The sequence below is a fragment of the Piscinibacter sp. XHJ-5 genome (assembly GCF_029855045.1).
Lineage (GTDB): Bacteria > Pseudomonadota > Gammaproteobacteria > Burkholderiales > Burkholderiaceae_C > Albitalea.
The window spans coordinates 4814621-4837532 of sequence record NZ_CP123228.1 but is presented as its reverse complement, the minus strand read 5'-3'; the positions used below and the strand labels follow the sequence as shown (position 1 = coordinate 4837532).

Here is a 22912-nt window from a genome sequence, read left to right as displayed (position 1 = left end):
TCGCTGCTATGGCACAGCTCGTGGAAGTCAAGGTTCCCGACATCGGCGACTTCAAGGACGTCGCGGTGATCGAGGTGATGGTGCGCGAAGGCGAGACCGTCGCCGTCGACACCGGGCTCATCATGGTCGAGTCCGACAAGGCGTCGATGGAGATCCCGTCGTCGCACGCCGGGGTCGTCAAGTCGATCAAGGTCAAGGAAGGCGACAAGGTCAGCGAAGGCTCGGTGATCCTGACGCTGCAGGCGGCGCAGACGAACGTACCCTCACCCCAGCCCTCTCCCGCGACTCGGGAGAGGGCGGGGGGTGAGGGCGGCCCGAAGGCCGACGTCGATTGCGACACGCTCGTGCTGGGCGCCGGGCCAGGGGGCTACTCGGCCGCCTTCCGCAGCGCCGACCTCGGCATGAAGACCGTGCTGGTCGAGCGCTACGCCACCCTCGGCGGCGTGTGCCTGAACGTCGGCTGCATTCCCAGCAAGGCGCTGCTGCACACCGCGTCGGTGATGGACGAGGTGAAGAACCTGCCCGACCACGGCATCCGCTACGGCGCGCCGGAGATCGATCTCGACAAGCTGCGCGCGTTCAAGGACGGCGTGGTGAAGAAGCTCACCGGCGGGCTGAGCGGCATGGCCAAGGGGCGCAAGGTCGAGGTGCTGACGGGTGTCGGCAGCTTCCTCGATCCGCATCACCTCGAGGTCGTCGGGCCCGACGGCGGCAGGAAGGTGGTGCGCTTCGCCAAGGCCATCATCGCGGCCGGCTCGCAGGCGGTGAAGCTGCCGTTCATGCCCGAGGACGACCGTGTCGTCGACTCCACCGGTGCGCTCCTGCTCAAGTCGATCCCGAAGCGCATGCTGGTGATCGGCGGCGGGATCATCGGGCTGGAGATGGCCACCGTCTACTCGACGCTGGGCACGCGCATCGACGTCGTCGAGATGCTCGACGGATTGATGCAAGGCGCGGACCGCGACCTGGTCAAGGTGTGGGAGAAGATGAACGCGTCGCGCTTCGACAAGGTCATGCTGAAGACGAAGACCGTCGGCGCCAAGGCCAGCAAGCTCGGCATCGAGGTGAGCTTCGAGGGCGAGCAGGCGCCCAAGGAGCCGCAGATCTACGACCTGGTGCTGGTGGCGGTGGGCCGCAGCCCGAACGGCAGGAAGATCGGCGCCGACAAGGCCGGCGTGGCGGTGACCGAGCGCGGCTACATCGAGGTCGATCGACAGATGCGCACCAACGTGCCGCACATCTTCGCCATCGGCGACATCGTGGGCCAGCCGATGCTGGCGCACAAGGCGGTGCATGAGGCGCATGTCGCGGCCGAGGTCGCCCACGGCGGCAAGGCGTCGTTCGACGCGCGCCAGATCCCGTCGGTGGCCTACACCGATCCCGAGGTCGCCTGGGCTGGCAAGACCGAGGAGCAGTGCAGGGCCGAGGGCATCAAGTTCGGCAAGTCGGTGTTCCCGTGGGCCGCCTCGGGCCGCGCCATCGCCAACGGCCGCGACGAGGGCTTCACCAAGCTGATCTTCGACGAGGCGACGCACCGCGTGATCGGCGGCGGCATCGTCGGCACGCATGCGGGCGACCTGATCAGCGAGGTGTGCCTCGCGGTGGAGATGGGCTGCGAGCCGGCCGACATCGGCAAGACCATCCATCCGCATCCGACGCTGGGCGAATCGATCGGCATGAGCGCCGAGGTGTTCGAGGGCGTGTGCACCGACCTGCCGCCGCAGAAGAAGAAGTGACGGGACAGGTCATGGCCTTGGACCTCGCATTCGAATCGACCGGCGACGGCCCGCCCGTCGTCATCCTGCACGGGCTGTTCGGCTCGGGCAGCACTGGCGGCGGGTGGCGCACGAGCTGTCGACCTCGTACCGGGTGCTCGCGGTCGACCTGCGCAACCACGGCGCGTCGCCGTGGGCCGACTCGATGAGCTACCTCGAGATGGCCGACGACGTGCTGCAGCTGATCGAGCGCGAGCGCCTGTCGCGGCCGGCGGTGATCGGCCACAGCATGGGCGGCAAGGTCGCGATGGCGCTGGCGCTCATGTATCCGAAGCAGGTGGGGCGGCTCACGGTGGTCGACATCGCGCCCGTGCCCTATGCGGATCGCCTGTCGGCCTTCGCGGAGGCCATGCGGGCGATCGACACCCTGCATGCGGCCAGCCGCGAGGAAGTGCGGCAGCGCCTGGCCGGCATGGTGCCCGATGCCGGCGTCGTGCCCTTCCTGATGCAGAACCTCGTGGCGCGCAACGCGCACTTCGACTGGCGCCTGAACCTGGGCGCGATCCTCGGGGCCATCCCGACGCTGTGCGGATTCCCGCAGGAGCTGCGCAGCCTGCGCTTCACGCGGCCGGTGCAGGTCATCGCGGGCGCGCGCTCCGACTACGTCGAGCAGCCCGACGGCGAGGCGTTCCGGCCGATGTTCCCGCAGGCGCGCGTCGAGGTCATCGAGGACGCCGGCCACTGGGTGCATGCCGACCGGCCCGGAACCTTCATCGCGGCCGTGCGGCAGGCGCTGCACGGCTCGACCCTCGCGGTGACCGACTGAACCCTACAAGACACAAGCGGAGACAAGGACATGGCGGAGAACCTCAAGGATCTGAGAGAGGCGGCGCTCGAGTACCACCGGCTGCCCACGCCGGGCAAGATCTCGGTGATGCCGACCAAGGCGATGGCCACGCAGCGCGACCTCGCGCTGGCCTATTCGCCGGGCGTGGCCGAAGCCTGCCTGGCGATTGCCGAGGATCCGCGCCAGGCCGACGAGCTGACGGCGCGCAGCAACCTCGTGGCGGTGGTGACCAACGGCACCGCGGTGCTCGGCCTGGGCAACATCGGGCCGCTGGCCGGCAAGCCGGTGATGGAAGGCAAGGGCTGCCTGTTCAAGAAGTTCGCCGGCATCGACGTGTTCGACATCGAGCTGGCCGAGGACGATCCCGATGCGCTGATCGAGACCATCGCGCGCATGGAGCCGACCTTCGGCGGCATCAACCTCGAGGACATCAAGGCGCCCGAGTGCTTCTACATCGAGAAGAAGCTGCGCGAGCGCATGAAGATCCCGGTCTTCCACGACGACCAGCACGGCACCGCCATCGTCGCGGCGGCGGCCATCCTCAACGGGCTGCAGCACGTGGGCAAGGACATCCGCGAGGTCAAGCTCGTCGCCTCGGGCGCGGGCGCGGCGGCGCTGGCGTGCCTCGACCTGATCGTGAGCCTGGGCCTCAAGCCCGAGAACATCGTCGTCACCGACGCGAAGGGCGTGGTCTACATCGGCCGCACCGAAGGCATGGACGACAACAAGGCGCGCTACGCGGTGGAGACCAACGCCCGCACGCTGGCGCAGGTGATGCCGGGCGCCGACATCTTCCTCGGCCTGTCGGCCGGCGGCGTGCTCAAGCCGGAGATGGTCAAGGAGATGGCGCGCGACCCGCTGATCTTCGCCATGGCCAATCCCACGCCCGAGATCATGCCGGAGGACGCGCTGGCGGTGCGACCCGACGCGGTGATCGGCACGGGGCGATCTGACTACCCGAACCAGATCAACAACGTCCTGTGCTTCCCGTTCATCTTCCGCGGCGCGCTCGATTGCGGCGCGACCACGATCAACGAGGAGATGAAGCTGGCCGCGGTGCGCGCCATCGCCGCGCTGGCGCACGCCGAGATCCCCGAGGTGGTGGCGCAGGCCTACGGCGCGGCCGGGCTGCGCTTCGGACGCGACTACCTGATCCCCAAGCCCTTCGATCCGCGCCTCATCGAGGTGGTGGCCCCGGCCGTGGCGCAGGCCGCCGCGGACAGCGGCGTCGCGCGGCGGCCCATCGCCGACACCGAGGCCTATCGCCAGAAGCTCGGCCGCTTCGTCTACCAGTCCGGCAGCGCAATGCAGCCGGTGTTCGCCGCGGCCAAGCTCAGCCCCAAGTCGGTCATCTATGCCGAAGGCGAGGACGAGCGTGTCCTGCGCGCCGCGCAGGTGGTCGTCGACGAAGGCATCGCGCGGCCGCTGCTGCTCGGGCGGCCCGAGGTGATGGCGCGGCGCATCGCCGAATTCGGCCTGCGGCTGCAGCCGGGCGAGAACTGCGCCTTCATCAACCTGCTGGACCCGGCGGTCTACGGAGAGGCCGCCGACACCTACTACCAGCTGCGCCGGCGCGACGGCGTCTCGCCTGCGCTGGCCCGCGCGGAGATGCGCAGCCGCAGCACCCTGCTGGCCGCCACGATGCTGCGCATGGGCGCCGCCGACGCGATGCTGTGCGGCACCTTCGGACGCACGTCCGACCACCTGCAGGCGGTGCGCGACGTCGTCGGCCTGCGCGAAGGCGCCGCCACGATGGCCGTGATGCAGATGCTGATGCTGCCCGAGCACCAGCTCTTCATCTGCGACACGCACGTCAATCGCGACCCGAGCGCCGAGCAGGTGGCCGACATCACCCTGCTTGCCGCCGAGGAGGTGCGCCGCTTCGGGCTCACGCCCCGCGTGGCGCTGCTGTCGCACTCGAGCTTCGGCAGCTCCGACGCGCCGTCGGCGCGCAAGATGCGCGAGGCGGTGGAACTGGTGCGCGAGCGCGACCCGCAGCTCGCCGTCGAGGGCGAGATGCGCGGCGACGCCTCGCTGTCGCAGGGCATCCTCGACCAGGAATTCCCGGACTCGGGATTCGCCGGGCCAGCCAACGTGCTGGTGATGCCCAGCGTCGACGCGGCGAACATCTCCTACAACCTGCTGCGCATGGCCGCCGGTCACGGCATCACCGTCGGCGGCATCCTGCTCGGCGCGGCGCAGCCGGCGCACGTGCTGACGCCCTCGGCGACGGTACGACGCATCGTCAACATGACGGCACTCGCGGTGGTCGACGCCGCTTCCTCGCGCAGGGGCTGAGCTCACCATGTCGAGCATCCAACCCGGCCAGCGCGGCGACGCGAAGACGCGCCGCATTCCGATCGTTCCGGCGGCCGACGACCCGGCACAGCCCAAGCCCGGCTGGCTGCGCGTCCCGCTGCCCGATGGGCCGGTCTTTCGCGACGTGAAGCGGGTGCTGCGCGAGCAGGCCCTGCACACGGTGTGCGAAGAGGCGCGCTGCCCGAACATCGGTGAATGCTTCAGCCGCGGCACGGCGACCTTCATGGTGCTGGGCGACCTGTGCACGCGGCGCTGCCCGTTCTGCGACGTCGCCCACGGGCGTCCGCAGCCTCCCGATGTCGACGAGCCCGCTCACCTGGCGGACACGGTGGCGCGCCTGCGGCTTTCCTACGTCGTCATCACCAGCGTCGACCGCGACGACCTGCGCGACGGCGGCGCGGCGCATTTCGCCGCGTGCATCCGTGCCGTGCGAGAGCGCTCGCCGCGCACGCGCATCGAGGTGCTGACGCCCGACTTCCGCGGGCGGCTGGACATTGCGCTCGACCGGCTGGCCGCCGACCCGCCCGACGTCATGAACCACAACCTCGAGACCGTGCCGCGCCTGTACCGCGAGGCGCGGCCGGGCGCCGACTACGAGCATTCGCTGCGGCTGCTGTCGCAGTTCAAGTCGCGCTGCAAGGGCGTGCTGACCAAGTCGGGGCTGATGCTGGGCCTGGGCGAAACCGACGACGAGGTGATCGCCGTCATGCGCGACCTGCGCGAGCACGGCGTCGACATGCTGACCATCGGGCAGTACCTGCAGCCGCGGCCGGGCAACCTGCCGGTCAGGCGCTACGCCGCGCCGGCGGAGTTCGACGCGCTTCGCGCGACGGCACTGGCGATGGGTTTCGCGAGCGCGGCCTGCGGGCCGCTCGTGCGCTCCAGCTACCGGGCGGACGAGCAGGCCCTCGCTGCTGGACTCCCGACGAACACAAGACCCGGCGAGCTCCCTCTCCCGCTTGCGGCAGAGGGTCGGGGTGAGGGCGGCCTGCGCCAGCAGGCGCAAGCGCTCGGCCAGCCCTCGACCCTGCCCCTCTCCCGCTGGCGGGAGAGGGGAGGTGCGCTCTGACATCACAGGAGAAGACCATGGACCGCGACCCCACCCCGAAGCCCTTCTACAAATCGCTGTACTTCCAGGTCATCACGGCCATCGTGATCGGCGTGCTGCTCGGGCACTTCTATCCCGAGACCGGCGCGGCCATGAAGCCGCTCGGCGACGCGTTCATCAAGCTGATCAAGATGCTGATCGCGCCGATCATCTTCTGCACCGTCGTCGTCGGCATCGCCGGCATGGAAGACATGAAGAAGGTCGGCAAGACCGGCGGCTACGCGCTGCTGTACTTCGAGATCGTGAGCACGATCGCGCTCATCGTCGGGCTGGTCATCGTCAACGTCGTGCAGCCTGGCCACGGCATGAACGTCGACCCGGCCACGCTCGACACGAAGAGCATCGCCGCCTACACCGGCCCCGGCAAGATGCAGGGCACGGTCGACTTCCTGCTCGCCATCATTCCGAGCACCGTCGTCGATGCCTTCGCGAAGGGCGAGATGCTGCAGGTGCTGCTCGTGGCGCTGATGTTCGGCTTCGCGCTGCACCGCTTCGGAGGCCGCGGCACGATGGTGTTCGACCTGATCGAGAAGACCTCGCACGTGCTCTTCACGATCATCGGCTACGTGATGAAGGTCGCTCCCATCGGCGCCTTCGGGGCGATGGCGTTCACCATCGGCAAGTACGGCGTCGGCTCGCTGGTCTCGCTGGCCAAGCTGATGGGCACGTTCTACGCGACCTGCCTGGTGTTCATCTTCATCGTGCTGGGCATCATCGCGCGGGTGCACGGCTTCTCGGTGTGGAAGTTCATCAAGTACATCAAGGAGGAGCTGCTGATCGTGCTGGGCACCTCGTCGAGCGAGTCGGTGCTGCCGCGCATGATGGCCAAGCTCGAGAACCTGGGCGTGCGCAAGTCGACCGTCGGGCTGGTGATCCCGACCGGCTATTCGTTCAACCTCGACGGCACCTCGATATACCTGACCATGGCCGCGGTGTTCATCGCGCAGGCGACGAACACGCCGATGACGATCACGCAGCAGCTGACGCTGCTCGCGGTGCTGCTGCTCACGTCCAAGGGCGCCGCCGGCGTGACCGGCAGCGGCTTCATCGTGCTGGCCGCGTCGCTGTCGGCGGTCGGGCATGTGCCGGTGGCCGGGCTCGCGCTCATCCTCGGCATCGATCGTTTCATGTCCGAGGCGCGCGCCCTGACCAACCTGATCGGCAACGGCGTGGCGACCGTCGTCGTCGGCAAGTGGACGGGCGACCTGGACGAGAAGCGCATGAAGGCGCAGCTCAACAACGAGACGGTGGTCGACGCCGAGGAACCGGAGAAGGTTCTCGACGTCGTGCAGCACCACCTGCCGGTGCATGGCAAGGTCTGACGGCCGCACCGGACGAGCTGCACGATGAACGCGACTCAAGCCGACCGCCACCGCGTCGTGATCGTCGGCGGCGGCGCCGGCGGACTCGAGCTGGCCACGCGGCTGGGCGACCGGATGGGCCGGCGCGTCGAGGTCACGCTGATCGACCGCAACCGCACGCATGTGTGGAAGCCCAAGCTGCACGAGATCGCGGCCGGCAGCATGGACCTGGCCGCGCACGAGGTGGACTACCTGGCGCAGTCGCATTGGCACCGGTTCCGCTACCGCATCGGCGAGATGGTCGGGCTGGACCGCGAGCGTCGCGAGGTGCAGGTCGCGCCGTCCTTCGACGACGAGGGCCGGCAGGTCACGCCGGAGCGCCGCTTCGCGTACGACACGCTCGTCATGGCCGTCGGCAGCCAGAGCAACGACTTCGGCACGCCGGGCGTGGCCGAGCACGCGATGAAGCTCGAATCGCAGGCCGATGCCCGGCGCTTCCATGCGCGCATGGTCAACGCCTGCATCCGTGCCCATGCGCAGCCGGCCGCGCTGACCCCCGACCAGCTCAAGGTCGCCATCATCGGCGCCGGCGCCACCGGCGTGGAGCTGGCGGCGGAGCTGCACCGCACGACCCGCGAGGTGGTCGCCTACGGGCTCGACCGTGTCGACCCCGACAAGGACATCCGGGTGACGGTGGTCGAGGCGGCCGACCGCGTGCTGCCGGCGCTTCCCCCGCGCCTGTCGCAGGCCACCGAGGCGCTGCTGCTCAAGCTGGGGGTCCAGGTGCACACGAACGCCAGGGTGGCGGAGGTGCTGCGCGGGGGCGTTCGCCTGGCCGATGGGCGGATGCTGCCGGCGGAGCTGGTGGTGTGGGCGGCCGGTGTGAAGGCGCCCGACTTCCTCAAGGACATCGGCGGGCTCGAGAGCAACCGCATCAATCAGCTCGTCGTGCGTCCCACGCTGCAGACCACGCGCGACGACGACGTGTTCGCGATGGGGGACTGCGCCGCCTGTCCATGGGCCGGCAACGGCGGCAACGTGCCGCCGCGCGCGCAGGCGGCTCACCAGCAGGCCTCGCATCTGTATGCGCAGATCAAGCGGCGTCTGGCCGGCAAGCCGCTGAAGGAATGGCGCTATCGGGACTTCGGCTCGCTGGTGTCGCTGGGCGAGTTCAGCACGGTCGGCAACATGATGGGCGGCCTCATCGGCGGCAGTCTCATGGTCGACGGGCTGTTTGCGCGGCTGATGTACCTGTCGCTCTACAAGATGCACGAGCTCGCCCTTCACGGGCCCGTGAAGGTGACGCTCGACACGATGGCCCGCGTGATCACGCGGCGCACCGAGCCGCACGTGAAACTGCATTGAGCCACCCATGCTGTCTAGCGGGATCCAGGCGAATGCGAAGGAAGTTGCCGTGAAGCCCTGTTCGATGTGGAGGCCCCGTCCGCAGGACGGCTTGCCGACCGCGGAGTGCACTTTTACCTGAGGAGAACGCAGATGGAAGAGATCGTCATCGTCGCCGCCGCGCGCACCGCCGTCGGCAAGTTCGGCGGCACGCTGGGCGCCACGCCCGCCACCGAGCTGGGCACAGTCGTGGTCAAGAGCCTGCTCCAGCGCTCCGGCGTGGACCCGCAGGCGGTCGGCGAGGTCATCCTCGGCCAGGTGCTTGCCGCCGGCTGCGGGCAGAACCCCGCGCGCCAGACAACGCTGAAGGCGGGCCTGCCGCAGGAGACGCCGGCACTGACGATCAATGCCGTCTGCGGCTCCGGACTGAAGGCGGTGATGCTGGCGGCGCAGGCCGTGGCGTGGGGCGACAGCGAGATCGTCATCGCCGGCGGCCAGGAGAGCATGAGCCTTGCGCCGCACGTGCTGCTCGGCTCTCGCCAGGGGCAGCGCATGGGCGACTGGAAGCTCGTCGACTCCATGGTCAACGACGGGCTGTGGGACGTGTACAACCAGTACCACATGGGCGTCACCGCCGAGAACGTCGCCAAGGCCCACGGCGTCACCCGCGACCAGCAGGACGCGCTGGCGCTCGCCTCTCAGCAGAAGGCCTCGGCCGCGCAGGACGCAGGCCGCTTCACCGACGAGATCGTGCCGGTGGTGCTGCCGCAGAAAAGGGGCGACCCGGTCGTGTTCGACAAGGACGAGTTCATCAATCGCAAGACCAGCGCCGAGGGCCTCGCGGGTTTGCGGCCCGCGTTCGACAAGTCCGGCACGGTCACGGCCGGCAACGCGTCCGGCATCAACGACGGCGCGGCCGCGGTGATGGTGATGAGCGCGGCAAAGGCCGCATCACTGGGTCTCACGCCCCTGGCGCGCATCGCGAGCTTTGCCACCAGCGGGCTGGACCCCGCGACCATGGGCATGGGCCCGGTGCCGGCCTCGCGCAAGGCGCTGGCCCGCGCCGGCTGGAGGGCCGGCGACGTCGACCTGTTCGAGCTGAACGAAGCCTTCGCCGCGCAGGCCTGCGCCGTCAACAAGGCACTCGACGTCGACCCGGCACGCGTCAACGTCAATGGCGGCGCCATCGCGATCGGCCATCCCATCGGCGCGTCGGGCTGCCGCGTGCTGGTGACACTGCTGCACGAGATGCAGCGACGCCAGGTGCACAAGGGGCTGGCGGCGCTGTGCATCGGCGGCGGCATGGGTGTAGCGTTGGCGGTGGAACGCTGAGGTGCACGTTCCCTGTCCCGCTTGCGGGAGAGGGGGCCTGAGGGATCTGTCCAACAACCATAGGAGACGACGATGAGCAAGGAACGTGTGGTTCTCGTGACAGGCGGCATGGGCGGCCTGGGCGAGACGATTTCCACCAAGATGATCGATGCCGGCTACCGGGTGGCGGTGACCTACTCGCCCGGCAACACCAAGCACGCCGAATGGGTGGCCGACATGAAGTCGCGCGGCTATGACGTGCTGGCGGTGCCGTGCGACGTGGCGGACATCGATTCCTGCGCCAAGGCCGTGGCCGAGGTCACCTCCCGGCTGGGTCCCGTCGACGTGCTGGTCAACAACGCCGGCATCACCCGCGACATGACCTTCAAGAAGATGGACAAGGTCAACTGGGACGCGGTGATGCGCACCAACCTCGACAGCCTGTTCAACATGACCAAGCAGGTCGCCGACCAGATGGTGGAGCGCAACTGGGGCCGCGTCATCAACGTGTCGTCGGTCAACGGGTCCAAGGGCGCGTTCGGCCAGACCAACTACTCGGCGGCCAAGGCCGGCGTTCACGGGTTCACCAAGGCACTGGCGCTCGAGGTCGCCAAGAAGGGCGTGACGGTGAACACCATCTCGCCCGGCTACATCGGCACCAAGATGGTCACCGCGATCCCGAAGGAAGTGCTCGACACGAAGATCCTGCCGCACATCCCGGTCGGCCGGCTCGGCAAGCCGGAGGAGGTCGCCGGGCTGATCATCTACCTCGCCTCGGAGGAAGCGGCGTTCGTGACCGGCGCCAACATCGCCATCAACGGCGGTCAGCACATGCAATGACGGAGCAGACGATGACACGATCAGGAATCGATGCCGACGCGCTGATCCGCCAGTTGTCCGAGGCGACGGCCAAGCAGGGAGACGCGGTCCGCGAGTCCGTGCAGCAGGCGACGCTGAAGGCGCTGCAGGGCCGCGAACTCACCTTGAAGTCGATCAAGGACGCGCTGAAGGTCGTGACGCAGGCGGTGTCCGCCGGCGCTGCCCAGAACCCGGTCGCCTCCGGGGTCGATGCGCTGCTGGCGCAGGCGGTGGCCGGCATGGACGCGGCGGTGCTGCGTGCCGTGGAGGCGAGCCGCCGCGCGCTGGAGCAGCTGGTGGAGCAGGGCGTGGCCTTGCAGGACAAGCAGCTGAAGAAGGCGATGACCGACCTGGAGAAGATGGAGGACACGCTGTTCGGCGCCATCCACAAGGCGGCCGGCGACGCGGCGGGTGGATTGCAGGCCCCGTGGGCGCAGGCGCTGCAGGGCTTCAAGCAGGACGGCAGCGCGACGGGCGGCGCGGCGCAGAACGCGATCCAGCAGCTGACCACCCAGTCGCAGGCCGCGTTGCGCGAAGGCCGCGCGCTGGGCCAGCGCACGGCGCAGGCCCTGCTGGACCACTACGCCGCCCTGGCCAGCGGGGTGCTGATCGGCATGTCGGGCGCAATGGCTGGCGCGCCCGGTGCAGACGTCGGCTCGGCGGCGAAGCCTTCGCGGGCCAAGCGCTGAACCACGCGCCGGCGCTCGTGGCGCCGGCGCCGCTTCATCCTCACAGGAGCCGGGCTCATGGATCCGCTCATGCTGGCGCGCATGCAGTTCGCGGCCAACATCACCTTCCACATCCTGTTCCCGACCATCAGCATCGCGCTCGGCTGGCTGTTGCTGTTCTTCCGCTGGCGCTACCTGCGCGCCGGCGAGCCGGGTGATCGACAGGCCTGGCTGAACGCCTACCGCTTCCACACCAAGGTGTTCGCGCTCAGCTTCGCGCTCGGCGTGGTGAGCGGGGTCGTGATGAGCTTCCAGTTCGGCACCAACTGGCCCGGCTTCATGGAGCGCGTGGGCGACATCGCCGGCCCGCTGCTCGGCTATGAAGTGCTGACCGCGTTCTTCCTCGAGGCCGGCTTCCTCGGCATCATGCTGTTCGGCCACGGCAAGGTCAGCGAACGCGTGCACCTGTGGGCGACCTTCTTCGTCGCGCTGGGCACCACGATCAGCGCCTTCTGGATCCTCGCGCTGAACTCGTGGATGCAGACCCCCACCGGTCACGAGGTGGTCGATGGCCGCTACCAGGTCGCGAGCTGGCTGCAGGTGGTCTTCAATCCATCGTTCCCGTATCGATTCACGCACATGCTGCTGGCCTCGGCGCTGACCTGCGCGTTCCTGCTCTCGGGCCTGAGCGCCTGGCAGGTGCTCAAGGGCGCGGCGCCGCTGTCGGCGCCGCGCGTGATGCGCGTGGGCCTGACGCTCGCGGCGATGCTGATCCCGGTGCAGATCTTCGTCGGCGACCTGCACGGTCTCAACACGCTCGAGCACCAGCCGCAGAAGATCGCGGCGATGGAGGGCGTCTGGCAGACCGAGCGCGGCGCGCCGCTGCTACTGTTCGCGATTCCCGACGAGCAGGCGCGCGAGAACCGCTTCGCGATTGCCATCCCCAAGCTGGCGAGCTTCATCCTGCGCCACGACTTCGACGGCGAGATCCGCGGCCTGAACGAGTTCCGCGGCCGGCACCCGCCGGTGCTGCCGGTGTTCTGGGCCTTCCGCGTCATGGTCGGCATGGGGGTGCTCATGCTGCTGACGAGCTGGGCCGGCTGGTGGCTGTACCGGCGCAGCGGCTGGCAGCCGCGCGAGCTGCCGCGTGCGCTGCTGTGGGTGCTGGCCGGCATGACCTTCTCCGGCTGGATCGCGACGGTGGCCGGCTGGTACGTGACCGAGATCGGCCGCCAGCCGTTCATCGTGTACGGGCTGATCCGCACGGCCGACGTGGCGTCCGGCGTGCCGGCGCCGATGATCGCGCTGACGCTGACGCTGTATGTCGCCGTGTACGGCGCGCTCGCCCTGGCCTATGTCGGCGTGCTCAAGTACATGGCCGAAAAGCCCGAGGAGGTGCTCGCCCACGAATCCGCCGAGCGCGCGGCGACGCCGCCCGGCGCCATCACGGCGCCCGTCATCGAGGGGCTGACATGACCTGGATGTCCTTCGACGCGCTGCTGCCCGTCATCTTCATGGGACTGATGGGCCTGTCGATGCTGGTGTACGTCATCAGCGACGGCTACGACCTCGGCGTCGGCATGCTGATGCACCGCGCCAGCGCCGCGGAGAAGGACGTGCTGATCGCCTCGATCGGGCCTTTCTGGGACGCCAACGAGACGTGGCTCGTGCTGGGCATCGGCCTGCTGCTGATCGCCTTTCCCAAGGCGCACGGGCTGGTGCTCACCGAGCTGTACCTGCCGGTGGCGCTGATGCTCATCGGGCTCATCCTGCGCGGCGTGGCATTCGACTTCCGCGTCAAGGCGCACGCGACGCACAAGCCGACGTGGGACCGGCTGTTCTTCGCCGGCTCCATGCTGGCCTCCATGGCGCAGGGCTGGATGCTGGGCCGCTACGTGAGCGGCTTCGGCCAGGGCTGGAACTACCCGCTCTTCGCGGCCGCGATCGCCGTCGCGCTGCCGATGGCCTATGTGCTGCTGGGCGCCTGCTGGCTCATCATGAGGACCGAGGGTGAACTGCAGCAGCGCGCGGTGGAATGGGCGCGGATCGCGTGGCTGCCGGTGGTCGTGGGACTGGTGCTGATCTCGATGGCGACGCCGTGGATCAGCCCCACCGTGCGTGGGCGCTGGTTCGTGCTGCCCGACATCATCGCGCTGTCGGCCATCCCGCTGATGACGGGCCTGTCGCTGCTGGCGGTGCGCGGGCTGCTCGGCACGCGGCTCGTGCGCGGGCCGATCTGCTGGCTGCCGTTCGTGCTGCTGATCGTCGTCTTCGTGCTCGGCTTCCTCGGCCTGGCCTACAGCATCTATCCCTTCGTCGTCATCGATCGCCTGACGATCTGGCAGGCCGCGAGCGGGCCGGCGGCGCTGAAGGCCATCCTGATCGGCGTGTGCATCTCGGTGCCCGCGATCGCGGCCTACACCGTCTTCGCCTATCGCGTGTTCCGCGGCAAGACCGGTGAACTCAGGTACGCATAGCGCCTTGGCAGGGAAAGGCGGGAGCTGCCGGCCGACACGGCAAGGCTATGCTGTGCCCGTGTCCGGCACGACCCTCATCAGCGAACCCGCCGCCATTGCGCGGCCGCCGCGGCGGCACGCGCGGTGGGCGTGGCGCGCTTGCCTGGGGCTGGTCCTGATCGCATTGGTGGCATGGGCGGCCCATGCCCTCGCGATGCAGCGCGGCCTCCAGCGCCTGAGCGCCGCGGCGCAGCAGCGGCTGGAGGTCGAGGCCGCGCGGCTCGACGGCCAGCTCTCGCGCTTCGAGTACCTGCCGTCGCTGCTCGAGACCTCGCCGGAGGTGCTGCGGCTGCTGGCCATGCCGGCCGACGGCGCCTCGCGCGAATCGGTCAGCCGCTATCTCAAGGCGCTCAATGCGATCGCCGGCGCCGACAACCTCTATGTGCTCGATCGTGCCGGCACCGCGCTGGCCGCCGCCGACTTCGAGCAGCCGGGCACGCCGGTCGGGCAGGACCTGTCCTACCGGCCTTACGTGCGCGATGCGCTGGCGAGCGGGCGCGGCGCGTTCTACGGCGTCGGCATCACCAGCGCGCGCGCCGGCTACTACCTGTCGTATGCCCTGCCGGCGCGCGGCGAGGCGCGCGGCGTTGCGACGGTCAAGGTCGACCTCCAGGCGATCGAGCAGGAGTGGCGCGATCTGCCGGGCGAACTGCTGATGCTCGACGAGCATGGCGTGGTCATCCTCGCCTCTCGCGATGCCTGGAAGTACCACCCGCTGGCCCCGGTGTCGGCCGATGCCCGGGAAGAGGCCTCGCGTTCGCGGCGCTACGGCAGCGCGGACCTGGCGCCGCTGGACTGGCAGGTGCGCGAGCACGTCGCCGAGCGCGCAGCGCGGGCGCTCGTCGATGCGCGGCCCTATCTCGTCAGCGAGCATGTGGTGAACCGCGGCCGATGGCGTCTGCTCCTTCTGGATGACGAGGCGTCGGCGCGCAGCGATGCCCGCTGGGTGGCCATCAGTGCGGGATTGGGCGCGGCCGTGCTGCTGCTGGCGGTCACGCTGGCGATCCAGCGGCGCCGCGAGATCCGGCAGCGCCTGGCCAATCGCGAAGCGCTGCAGGCGGCGCACGACTCGCTGGAGCGCAAGGTGCAGGAACGCACGGCCGAGCTGCGCTCGGCGCAGTACGAGCTGGTGCACGCCGGAAAGCTCGCCGTCCTCGGCCAGATGTCCGCCGGCATGGTGCACGAGCTCAACCAGCCGCTGGCCGCGCTGCACACGCTGTCGGACAACGCCGCGCTGCTGATCGACCGCGGCCGCCTGGACGAGGCGTCGGGCAACCTCGCCCGCATCTCTCACCTCGTCCACCGCCTCGGGCGCCTGACCAGCCAGCTCAAGGTGTTCGCGCACAAGTCCAACGAACCCATCGGGACCGTGTCCGTGCACAAGGCCGTTCAGGAAGCGGTGACCCTGGTGGCGGCACGCCTGCGTGAAGGCGGCATCGACGTGTCGGTTCAGGTCGAGCCGAGGGCCCTCGCCGTCGCGGGAGACGAAGCCCGCCTGGAGCAGGTGCTCGGCAATCTGCTCGGCAATGCGGTCGATGCACTGGACGGCGCCGAGGTCCGCCGCATCGACATCCGGGCGGCCCGCCAGGGCGCGATGTGCGAGATCGTGGTCCGCAACTCGGGGCCGTGCATCGACCCGGACATCCTGCCGCGGCTGTTCGAGCCCTTCGTGACCTCCAAGCCACCGGGCAAGGGGCTCGGTCTCGGTCTCGTGATCTCCGCACACATCGTGAAGGCCTTCGGCGGCAGCCTGCGGGCGAGCAACCTGGCGCCGACGGGCGCCGAGTTCACCATCGAACTTCCTTGCGCGGGCGAAGCATGAACGAGAGACACCCCATCGCGGTCGTGTTCGTCGAGGACGACGACGATGTGGCCGCGGGCAGCGCGCAGGCACTCGAGCTGGCCGGCTTCGAGGTCATGCGGTACGACACGGTGGAGGCGGCGCGGTCGGCGGTCACTGCCGGGCTGCCCGCCGTGGTCGTCTGCGACGTGAAGCTGCCCGGCACGAGCGGAACCGCGTGGGCCCAGGAGCTGCACCGACTGGACCCGGAGCTGCCCGTCATCCTGATCACCGGCCACGGCGACATCGCGATGGCGGTGCAGGCCATGCGCGACGGCGCATACGACTTCATCGAGAAGCCGTGTTCATCCGAACGGCTGGCCTCGGTGGTGCGGCGCGCGGCGGAGAAGCGCCGCCTGGTGCTGGAGGTGCTCTCGTTGCGCCGGCAGCTCGAAGGCTGGCAAGGCATCAAGGCAGCGCTGATCGGCCGCTCGACGCAGATGGAACGCGTGCGCGAGCTGGTGCGAACCCTGGCCGCGGCACCGGCCGACGTCATCGTCTACGGCGAGACCGGCACCGGCAAGGACCTCGTGGCACGCTGCCTGCACGACCACAGCGAACGGCGGCGCGGCAACTTCGTGCCCGTCAACTGCGGCGGGCTGCCGGAGACGCTGGTCGACAGCGAGATCTTCGGGCACGAGGTGGGCTCCTTCACCGGCGCGACGCGGCGGCGCATCGGCAAGTTCGAGCATGCGAACGGCGGCACGCTGTTTCTCGACGAGATCGAAAGCATGCCGCCGGCGGTCCAGGTGAAGCTGCTGCGCGCGCTGCAGGACCGCACGATCGAGCGCGTCGGCTCCAATGACGCGGTGCGCATCGACTGCCGCGTCATCGCCGCGAGCAAGGAGGACCTGCGGGTCCTCAGCGAGCAGAAGCGCTTCCGCGCCGATCTCTACTACCGGCTCGGGGTCGCCTTCATCGAGCTGCCGCCGCTGCGCGAGCGGCGCGAGGACATCCCGCTGCTGTTCGAGCACTTCACGCTGCAGGCCGCGCGCCGCTACGACCGGCCGGCGCCCATTGCCGACGACCGCACGCTCTCGGCGCTGATGGCCCACGCCTGGCCCGGCAATGTGCGCGAGCTGCACAACGTCGCCGATCGCTTCGTGCTCGGCCTGCTCGGCGACGAGCTCGGCGCCAAGCTGGGCCAGCACGAGCGCAGCGCGGCGCTGCCCGAGCAGCTCGAACACATCGAGCGTGCGCTGATCACCGAATCGCTCCGGCGGCAGCATGGCGACGTCACGCTGGCGGCCCACGCGCTGGGAGTGCCGAAGCAGACGCTGTACGACAAGCTGCGCCGGTTGCACATCGATGCCACCGAATTCCGCGCAGGGCCGGGCTGAATCGGGCGGACAGGGCCGTTCGATCGCCCTCGCGCTACTCGGACAACGCCTTGAGCAGTGCCACCAGGTCCTGCTGTTCTGAAGGCGTCAACTGGATGGGCCCGCGGTGGTCGCCCCCATGCGAGGCCGGCGGGTCACCGGGCCGGTGCAGCTCCGAGAGTCCGACCGCCGCCGCGGGCGCCTTCACGTAGTGCTGCACGACGTCCTCCAGCGTGGCGAACTGCCCGGCATGCATGTAGGGCGGCCGCAGCGCGACGTTGCGCAGGCCCGGCGTCTTGAATGCACCCTCCATGCGAGCGTCTGCCTGCGCCATGAATCGAAGCTCGCCGCATTGCTCGGGCCTGGCGTCGCTGTAGCTGCCGAGGCAGTTGAATTCGTCCTGCGCCACCTTGACCAGCGCGGAGGCGCGGCCTCGGTCGGGACTGGCCGGATCACGAGCCGGCACTCCGGTGTTGTGGAAGTGCTGGTCGCTGAGCAGCGGGCCGTTGTGGCAGCCGATGCATTGCGCCTTGCCGACGAACAGTCGCAGTCCCCGAACCTCCTGCGCGTCGAGCGATTCGACGGAGCCGCCCGGCTCTTGCAGAAGCCCGCCGATGTATCGGTCCAGCCGGGACTCTCCGTGCTGCAGGCTCTTCTCGTATGCGGCGATGGCCTTGCCCATGTTGGCGAACACCCGGGACACGGCCTCGCGCGATGACGCATCCAGTGCAGACCAGGCCGCGCGTTCAGCCGGCGTCCCGAGCGGGCTCGCATCCATCGGCAGTCGGCTGAAGTCCGGCATGTGCTCGAAGACCGCCACGTACTCGCTGCGATAGTGCTCCTGCATCAGCCGCGCGTAACGCAAGCGGTTGCCGCCGTGCTCGGCCGCGTCTTCCAGCGGGCCGAGCGCCTGCGACCAGAGGCTGTCCTTGCGGCCGTCCCAGAACAGCCATGGGCTGTGCCCGGTTCCCACGATGGGCATGGCTCGGCGAGTGCCCGTCGCGATGCCCTGGCCGAGCGGCCTGCCGTCCTGGAAGTGACGGGCCGGATCGTGGCAGCTGGCACACGACACCGATTCGTTGCGGCTCAACCGGACATCGAAGAACAGGCGCCGGCCGAGTGCCGCCGCGGCGGGCGAGGCCTCGTGCGCATTGGACGGATCCGGCGGAGATGGCGGCAGCCGGTTCAATCGCAGCGATGCCAGGATGGACAGCTGATCCTGCGTCCATCCCTCGGCTCGTGCGCGGGAGAACAGGCCCAGGCCTTGGGCGGGACTGGTCAGCGCGCCGCCGAACACCAGCACGGCGGCCAGCGTCGCGGCGATCCAGGTGCGGGTGGCCATGATCAGGTCCGCGAGGCCTTGGGCAGCTCGATCACCTTGTTGAAGGTGACGCGATCCGCCTGGCCATCGGTCGAGCGTACCTGCAGCTTCAGTTCCCACCAGCCCGGCATGCTGAACTTCATGCCTTCGAGCAGGTAGCGGCCGTCGCCCAGTTCGCGAGTGACCTTCGGTTGGGTCGGCAGACCGTGGCCATGCTGCGGCATGCCGCCGTCCACGTCGATGCGCGCCTGCTGCACCGGTGCGCCGGCGGACGTCGTGACCTTCACCTCCCACGAATGCATCTGGTTGATGGCAATCGTCTCGGTCAGCGGACGGATGGCCACCACATAGTGGCGCTCGGCGGTGAAGCGGGTCATGGATTGGTCGAGGCTCGTCGGTGGCGTCATGCAGCCGGCGAGGGGCACAATCAGCAGAGCGATGAGGTGGCGGCGCAGCATGGCGGGTCCTGCATGCACGGGCGGCCGCTCAGGCCGCGGGGTGGGGGCAGACGCAGCCTTGCTCGGCCGCGTCACAGCCGCAATCCGTGCCGCAGCCGCAGGCCGCCGCGGCCGCCATCGGCTGCAGGGCTTGGGCTTCTGCACAGCCGCATCGGCAGCCGGCGCCCGGGCAGTCGGTGCATTGGCAAGCGGGGTTGGAAAATTGGTTCATGAGAGGCTCCTTTGAAGTGGCTTCGAACCCGGCGGGTCCGTGGAAGCGAATTCTGTAGAGCCGGGCGCTTGCGCAATTGAACGAAACGGCTAACTTCAGGCACTGGCATGTCGGCAATGTCGGACGATCCGGTTCCCCAGGCATCGCTTTCGGGCCGCCCGGTGGTCGGCGTCGGGCGCGTGCTGCTGTGGAGTGGGGGCAGCCTCTGGATCGGTCGGCAGGGTGGGGTGGCGCAGGCGCACTCGCATCACGCGATCCAGATCACCCTGGCACTGACCGGCAGCGTCCGGCTGTGCCACGAAGGCCCGACGTGGCGCGACTACACCGGCGCGGTCGTCATGGCGCATCACCGGCATCAGTTCGACGGGTGCGGCAACGACACGGCGATGATCTTCGTGGAACCGGAAACGGTCCAGGGACAGGCGCTGAAGGCCCGGTTCGGGTCCGTTCCGGTCACCGCGCTGCCCGAAGACATCGCCATGCACATGGCGCGGCCGCTTCACGAGGCCTTTCGGGAGCAGGCCGAGGACGCGACGCTGGTGTCGCAGGCGCGAGAGTCGCTGGCGCTGCTGACGGGTGCCGGGCCGCTTGCGGCAGGCATCGATCCGCGCATCGAGCGCGCCATCGCCTGGATGCGCTCACGGCTGAATGAGCCGACCTCGCTCGAGCAGGCGGCCGCACAGGCACACCTGTCGCCGAGCCGGTTCCGGCACCTGTTCATGGAGCAGACCGGCGTGTCCTTCCGTGCCTACCTGCTGTGGGCGCGGGTGGAACTCGCCGTGGGACGCGGCATGTCGGGCCAGCCGTGGACTGCCGCGGCCCACGAGGCAGGATTTGCGGACTCCGCGCACCTCAGCCGAACCTGCCGGCGAATGTTCGGCATCGCCCCGAGCATGCTGGTGCGGGTAAACCCTTAGGTCCTCGGTACAATTGCTGCATTGCACCAATCGCTTCCACGCCTGGAAGCGCCCCACGTGCGCCGATCACGACCACCCGAGGGAATTGCCATGCACAGCACCGACCACACCCTGGCGCCGCGCCTCCAAAGCGGCTTGGAACGCTCGTCGCTTCGCCTCCACGCCGCCGCTCGTGTCGTGTGGCGCTTTCTCCAGGGCTTCAGCCAACGCAAGGCGGCCGCGGAGTTGATGGAGCTTGCCTGCGGACTGCAGCACACCCGCCCGGACACTGCGGCGCAGATGCGGCGCGCGGCCTCGAGAAGCTGGGACTGAGCCGTCCGCCCGACGCGCCGCACGCCCGTCAGGCGAAGCGGTTGCTGAGCTTGCCGATGCCGTCGATCTGGACCTCCACGAGGCTGCCGGGCTTCATCGAGCCGACACCGACCGAGGTGCCGCACAGGATCACGTCGCCGGGATGGAGCGTCATGTCCCGGGAGATCATGCTGACCAGCTGCTGCACCGAGAACCTCATGTCGCTGATCGGGTAGTTCTGGCGAACATCGCCGTCGAGCAGCGTGGTCACGGAGAGTGTGGCCGGATCGAGACCGGTGGCCACCACCGGGCCCATCGGGCAGAAGGTGTCGAAGCCCTTGGCGCGATCCCACTGGGTGAACGACGGATCGCGGTGCAGGATGTCCGGCACCGTGACGTCGTTGGCGCAGGTGTAGCCGAAGACGTGATCGAGCGCGCGTTCCTGCGCCACGGCGGTGCAGGTCCTGCCGATGACGATGCCGAGCTCGCCCTCGAACGCCACCTTCGCGTCGCACAGCGGCTTGCGGATGGTCTGATGAGCCGCGAGGTACGAGTTCGGCGCCTTCAGCAGGTAGAGCGGCTCGGCCGGCGCGGCGAGCTTGAGCTTGTCGGCCAGGGCGTGGAAGTTGTTCCACAGGGCGATGACCTTGCTCGGCGTGGTGGGCGTGAGCAGTTCGACGTCGTGCAGACGAAAGCGAGCGCCGGTCGGATCCGACCCGGCGAACATGTCGCCCGCGTGTTCATGCACGACGTCGCCGTCCAGCGTGCCGAAGCGGGCCTCGCCGCCGTGCTTGAAGCGCATCCATCGTTGCGGCATGTCCTGCTCCGGATGATGGGTCGATCGATCAAGCCGAGATGTCGCTCGACGCCGCGCGCGCCTCGAGTTCCGCCAGCCTCTTGCGCAGGCTGCGCTCCTCGTTGAAGCGACTCGTTTCATCGCGGATCACCGACACGATGGCCGCGGGCTTTCCGTCGGCAGAACGCAGCATCGCCACCGTGAACGCGATCGACAGGGCCCGGCCGTCCTTGTGCGCGGCCGGCACCTTGAGCAGATCGGTGCCGTACTTGGTGTGGCCGGTGGCCATGGTCTTGTGGTAGCCGTCCCAGTGGCGCTTGCGCAGGCGCTCGGGAATGATCAGGTCGAGGGACTGACCCATCGCCTCCTGCCGCGAGTAGCCGAACATGCGCTCGGCCGCGGGGTTCCACATGACGATCGCGCCGCTCGCGTCGGTGGCGACGACCGCATCGCCGAGGGCGTCGATGAGCTGGGTGAGGTCGATGGCTGCTGGCATTTCCGGCTCCGTGATGTTCGCTGTCAGACGATCCTGGCGACGTGGAAGGTCGCGATCTTGTCCATGCTGTAGCCCAGCTCGGCGAGCACCTGGTCGGTGTGTTCGCCGAGCAGCGGAGAGGCCTTGACTTCCACCTTCATGTCCGAGAACTTGATCGGGCTTCCGACCGTGAGGTACTTGCCGCGCGCCTTGTGGTCGACCTCGACGATGGTGCCGCTGGCGCGCAGCGACGGGTCGACCGAAAGCTCCTTCATCGACATGACCGGGGCGCACGGAATGTCGAACGTGCGCAGGATGTCGACGGCTTCGAACTTGGTCTTGTCCTTCAGCCAGTCCTCGATGGTCGCGAAGATGTCGGTGATGTGGGGCTGGCGTGCCTTCGGCGTCATGTAGGCCGGGTCGCTTTTCCACTCGGGCTTGCCGATCGCATCGCAGATGGGCGCCCAGGCCTGGCCCTGGATCGTGAAGTAGATGTAGGCGTTGGGATCGGTCTCCCAGCCCTTGCACTTGAGCACCCATCCGGGCTGGCCGCCGCCGCCGGCGTTGCCGCCGCGCGGCACCACATCGGTGAACGTGCCGTGGGGGTACTGGGGATACTCCTCGAGGTAGCCGAGTCGGTCCAGCCGAAGCTGGTCACGCAGCTTCACGCGGCACAGGTTGAGCACCGCGTCCTGCATGGAGCAGGCGACCTTCTGTCCGCGTCCGGTCTTGTCGCGCTGGCGCAGCGCCGTGAGGATGCCGATCGCCAGGTGCATGCCGGTGTTGCTGTCGCCCAGCGCCGCGGCGCTCACGGTGGGCGGGCCGTCCCAGAAGCCGGTCGTCGACGCCGCGCCGCCGGCGCACTGCGCGACGTTCTCGTAGACCTTGAGGTCCTCGTAGTGGTGGCCTTCCGAGAAGCCCTTCACCGATGCCAGGATCATCCTGGGGTTGAGCTCGAGGATGCGCTTCCAGCTGAAGCCCATGCGATCGAGCGCGCCGGGGCCGAAGTTCTCGACCATCACGTCCGACACCTTGATCAGCTTCTCGAGCACTTCCTTGCCCTCGTGGGTCTTGGTGTCCAGCGTCAGCGATCGCTTGTTGCTGTTGAGCTGGGTGAAGTACAGCGCATCCACATCGGGGATGTCGCGCAACTGGCTGCGGGTCACGTCGCCCGCGCCCGGTCGCTCGACCTTGATCACGTCGGCGCCGAACCACGCCAGCATCTGCGTGCAAGCGGGTCCTGCCTGGACATGCGTGAAGTCGATGATCCTGATGTCGTCGAGTGCTTTGGTCATTG

19 protein-coding genes and 1 pseudogene are annotated in these 22912 nt (G+C 69.0%); 15 read left to right on the top strand and 5 right to left on the bottom strand.

Going from position 1 to position 22912, the window contains the following annotated elements; genetic code table 11:
• The first annotated feature begins 8 nt into the window (after positions 1–8).
• The 13 genes and pseudogenes from lpdA to P7V53_RS22690 all read left to right on the top strand — a co-directional run bounded on the left by lpdA (position 9) and on the right by P7V53_RS22690 (position 17167).
• Positions 9–1736 (top strand): dihydrolipoyl dehydrogenase, encoded by a 1728-nt coding sequence (lpdA, locus tag P7V53_RS22750; RefSeq protein WP_280151790.1) that lies wholly within the window; start codon positions 9–11, stop codon positions 1734–1736.
• A gap of 28 nt (positions 1737–1764) precedes the next feature.
• On the top strand, positions 1765–2541 hold the full coding sequence (locus P7V53_RS22745; protein ID WP_348273485.1) for an alpha/beta fold hydrolase: 777 nt from the start codon (positions 1765–1767) through the stop codon (positions 2539–2541).
• A 30-nt stretch (positions 2542–2571) separates the two neighbouring features.
• Positions 2572–4860 (top strand): NADP-dependent malic enzyme, encoded by a 2289-nt coding sequence (locus P7V53_RS22740; RefSeq protein WP_280151789.1) that lies wholly within the window; start codon positions 2572–2574, stop codon positions 4858–4860.
• A 7-nt stretch (positions 4861–4867) separates the two neighbouring features.
• Positions 4868–5803: pseudogene (lipA, locus tag P7V53_RS22735) on the top strand (lipoyl synthase); the annotation flags it as partial.
• 164 nt (positions 5804–5967) lie between these two features.
• Entirely contained in the window at positions 5968–7311 is a 1344-nt protein-coding gene (locus tag P7V53_RS22730; RefSeq protein ID WP_280151788.1) for a dicarboxylate/amino acid:cation symporter, read from the top strand.
• Between the two features lie 24 nt (positions 7312–7335).
• Positions 7336–8655: an NAD(P)/FAD-dependent oxidoreductase gene (locus tag P7V53_RS22725; protein WP_280151787.1), complete on the top strand. Its 1320-nt coding sequence runs from the start codon at positions 7336–7338 to the stop codon at positions 8653–8655.
• A 132-nt stretch (positions 8656–8787) separates the two neighbouring features.
• Positions 8788–9966, top strand: coding sequence for an acetyl-CoA C-acetyltransferase (locus tag P7V53_RS22720; protein ID WP_280151786.1), 1179 nt, complete (start codon positions 8788–8790; stop codon positions 9964–9966).
• A gap of 72 nt (positions 9967–10038) precedes the next feature.
• Positions 10039–10785 carry an acetoacetyl-CoA reductase gene (gene phbB, locus P7V53_RS22715; RefSeq protein ID WP_280151785.1) on the top strand — a complete coding sequence of 249 codons (747 nt, stop codon included), beginning with the start codon at positions 10039–10041 and terminating at the stop codon, positions 10783–10785.
• Positions 10786–10796: 11 nt separating this feature from the next.
• The gene (locus tag P7V53_RS22710) at positions 10797–11492 is read left to right on the top strand and encodes a DUF6781 family protein (RefSeq protein ID WP_280151784.1); all 696 of its coding nucleotides are present in this window, start codon (positions 10797–10799) and stop codon (positions 11490–11492) included.
• 57 nt (positions 11493–11549) lie between these two features.
• Entirely contained in the window at positions 11550–12947 is a 1398-nt protein-coding gene (locus tag P7V53_RS22705; protein WP_280151783.1) for a cytochrome ubiquinol oxidase subunit I, read from the top strand.
• Complete coding sequence (locus P7V53_RS22700) at positions 12944–13948, top strand: cytochrome d ubiquinol oxidase subunit II (protein WP_280151782.1); 1005 nt, start codon at positions 12944–12946, stop codon at positions 13946–13948. Before P7V53_RS22705 ends, P7V53_RS22700 begins: the two co-directional genes overlap by 4 nt.
• Before the next feature lie 58 nt (positions 13949–14006).
• Complete coding sequence (locus P7V53_RS22695; RefSeq protein ID WP_280151781.1) at positions 14007–15809, top strand: ATP-binding protein; 1803 nt, start codon at positions 14007–14009, stop codon at positions 15807–15809.
• Positions 15806–17167 carry a sigma-54 dependent transcriptional regulator gene (locus P7V53_RS22690; protein ID WP_280151780.1) on the top strand — a complete coding sequence of 454 codons (1362 nt, stop codon included), beginning with the start codon at positions 15806–15808 and terminating at the stop codon, positions 17165–17167. Before P7V53_RS22695 ends, P7V53_RS22690 begins: the two co-directional genes overlap by 4 nt.
• A gap of 34 nt (positions 17168–17201) precedes the next feature.
• On the opposite strand, the gene P7V53_RS22685 is transcribed toward P7V53_RS22690, so the two are convergent.
• Both P7V53_RS22685 and P7V53_RS22680 read right to left on the bottom strand, forming a co-directional pair.
• Positions 17202–18488, bottom strand: coding sequence for a cytochrome c peroxidase (locus tag P7V53_RS22685; protein WP_280151779.1), 1287 nt, complete (start codon positions 18486–18488; stop codon positions 17202–17204).
• Positions 18489–18490: 2 nt separating this feature from the next.
• Positions 18491–18925 (bottom strand): FixH family protein, encoded by a 435-nt coding sequence (locus tag P7V53_RS22680; RefSeq protein WP_280151778.1) that lies wholly within the window; start codon positions 18923–18925, stop codon positions 18491–18493.
• A 318-nt stretch (positions 18926–19243) separates the two neighbouring features.
• Here P7V53_RS22680 and P7V53_RS22675 point away from each other — a divergent pair, with 318 nt between their 5' ends.
• A complete protein-coding gene (locus tag P7V53_RS22675; RefSeq protein ID WP_280151777.1) occupies positions 19244–20053 on the top strand; it encodes an AraC family transcriptional regulator in 810 nt (269 codons plus the stop codon).
• 90 nt (positions 20054–20143) lie between these two features.
• Complete coding sequence (locus P7V53_RS22670; RefSeq protein ID WP_280151776.1) at positions 20144–20365, top strand: hypothetical protein; 222 nt, start codon at positions 20144–20146, stop codon at positions 20363–20365.
• 28 nt (positions 20366–20393) lie between these two features.
• Here the strand turns inward: P7V53_RS22670 and P7V53_RS22665 are convergent, their stop codons facing one another.
• Genes P7V53_RS22665 through frc form a run of 3 tightly spaced genes read right to left on the bottom strand, consistent with a single transcriptional unit; the run spans position 20394 to position 22910 of the window.
• Positions 20394–21161: a fumarylacetoacetate hydrolase family protein gene (locus tag P7V53_RS22665; RefSeq protein ID WP_280151775.1), complete on the bottom strand. Its 768-nt coding sequence runs from the start codon at positions 21159–21161 to the stop codon at positions 20394–20396.
• 28 nt (positions 21162–21189) lie between these two features.
• Positions 21190–21636, bottom strand: a complete 447-nt coding sequence (locus tag P7V53_RS22660; protein WP_280151774.1) for a PAS domain-containing protein — start codon at positions 21634–21636, stop codon at positions 21190–21192.
• A gap of 23 nt (positions 21637–21659) precedes the next feature.
• The gene (gene frc / locus P7V53_RS22655; protein WP_280151773.1) at positions 21660–22910 is read right to left on the bottom strand and encodes a formyl-CoA transferase; all 1251 of its coding nucleotides are present in this window, start codon (positions 22908–22910) and stop codon (positions 21660–21662) included.
• Between the last annotated feature and the right edge of the window lie 2 nt (positions 22911–22912).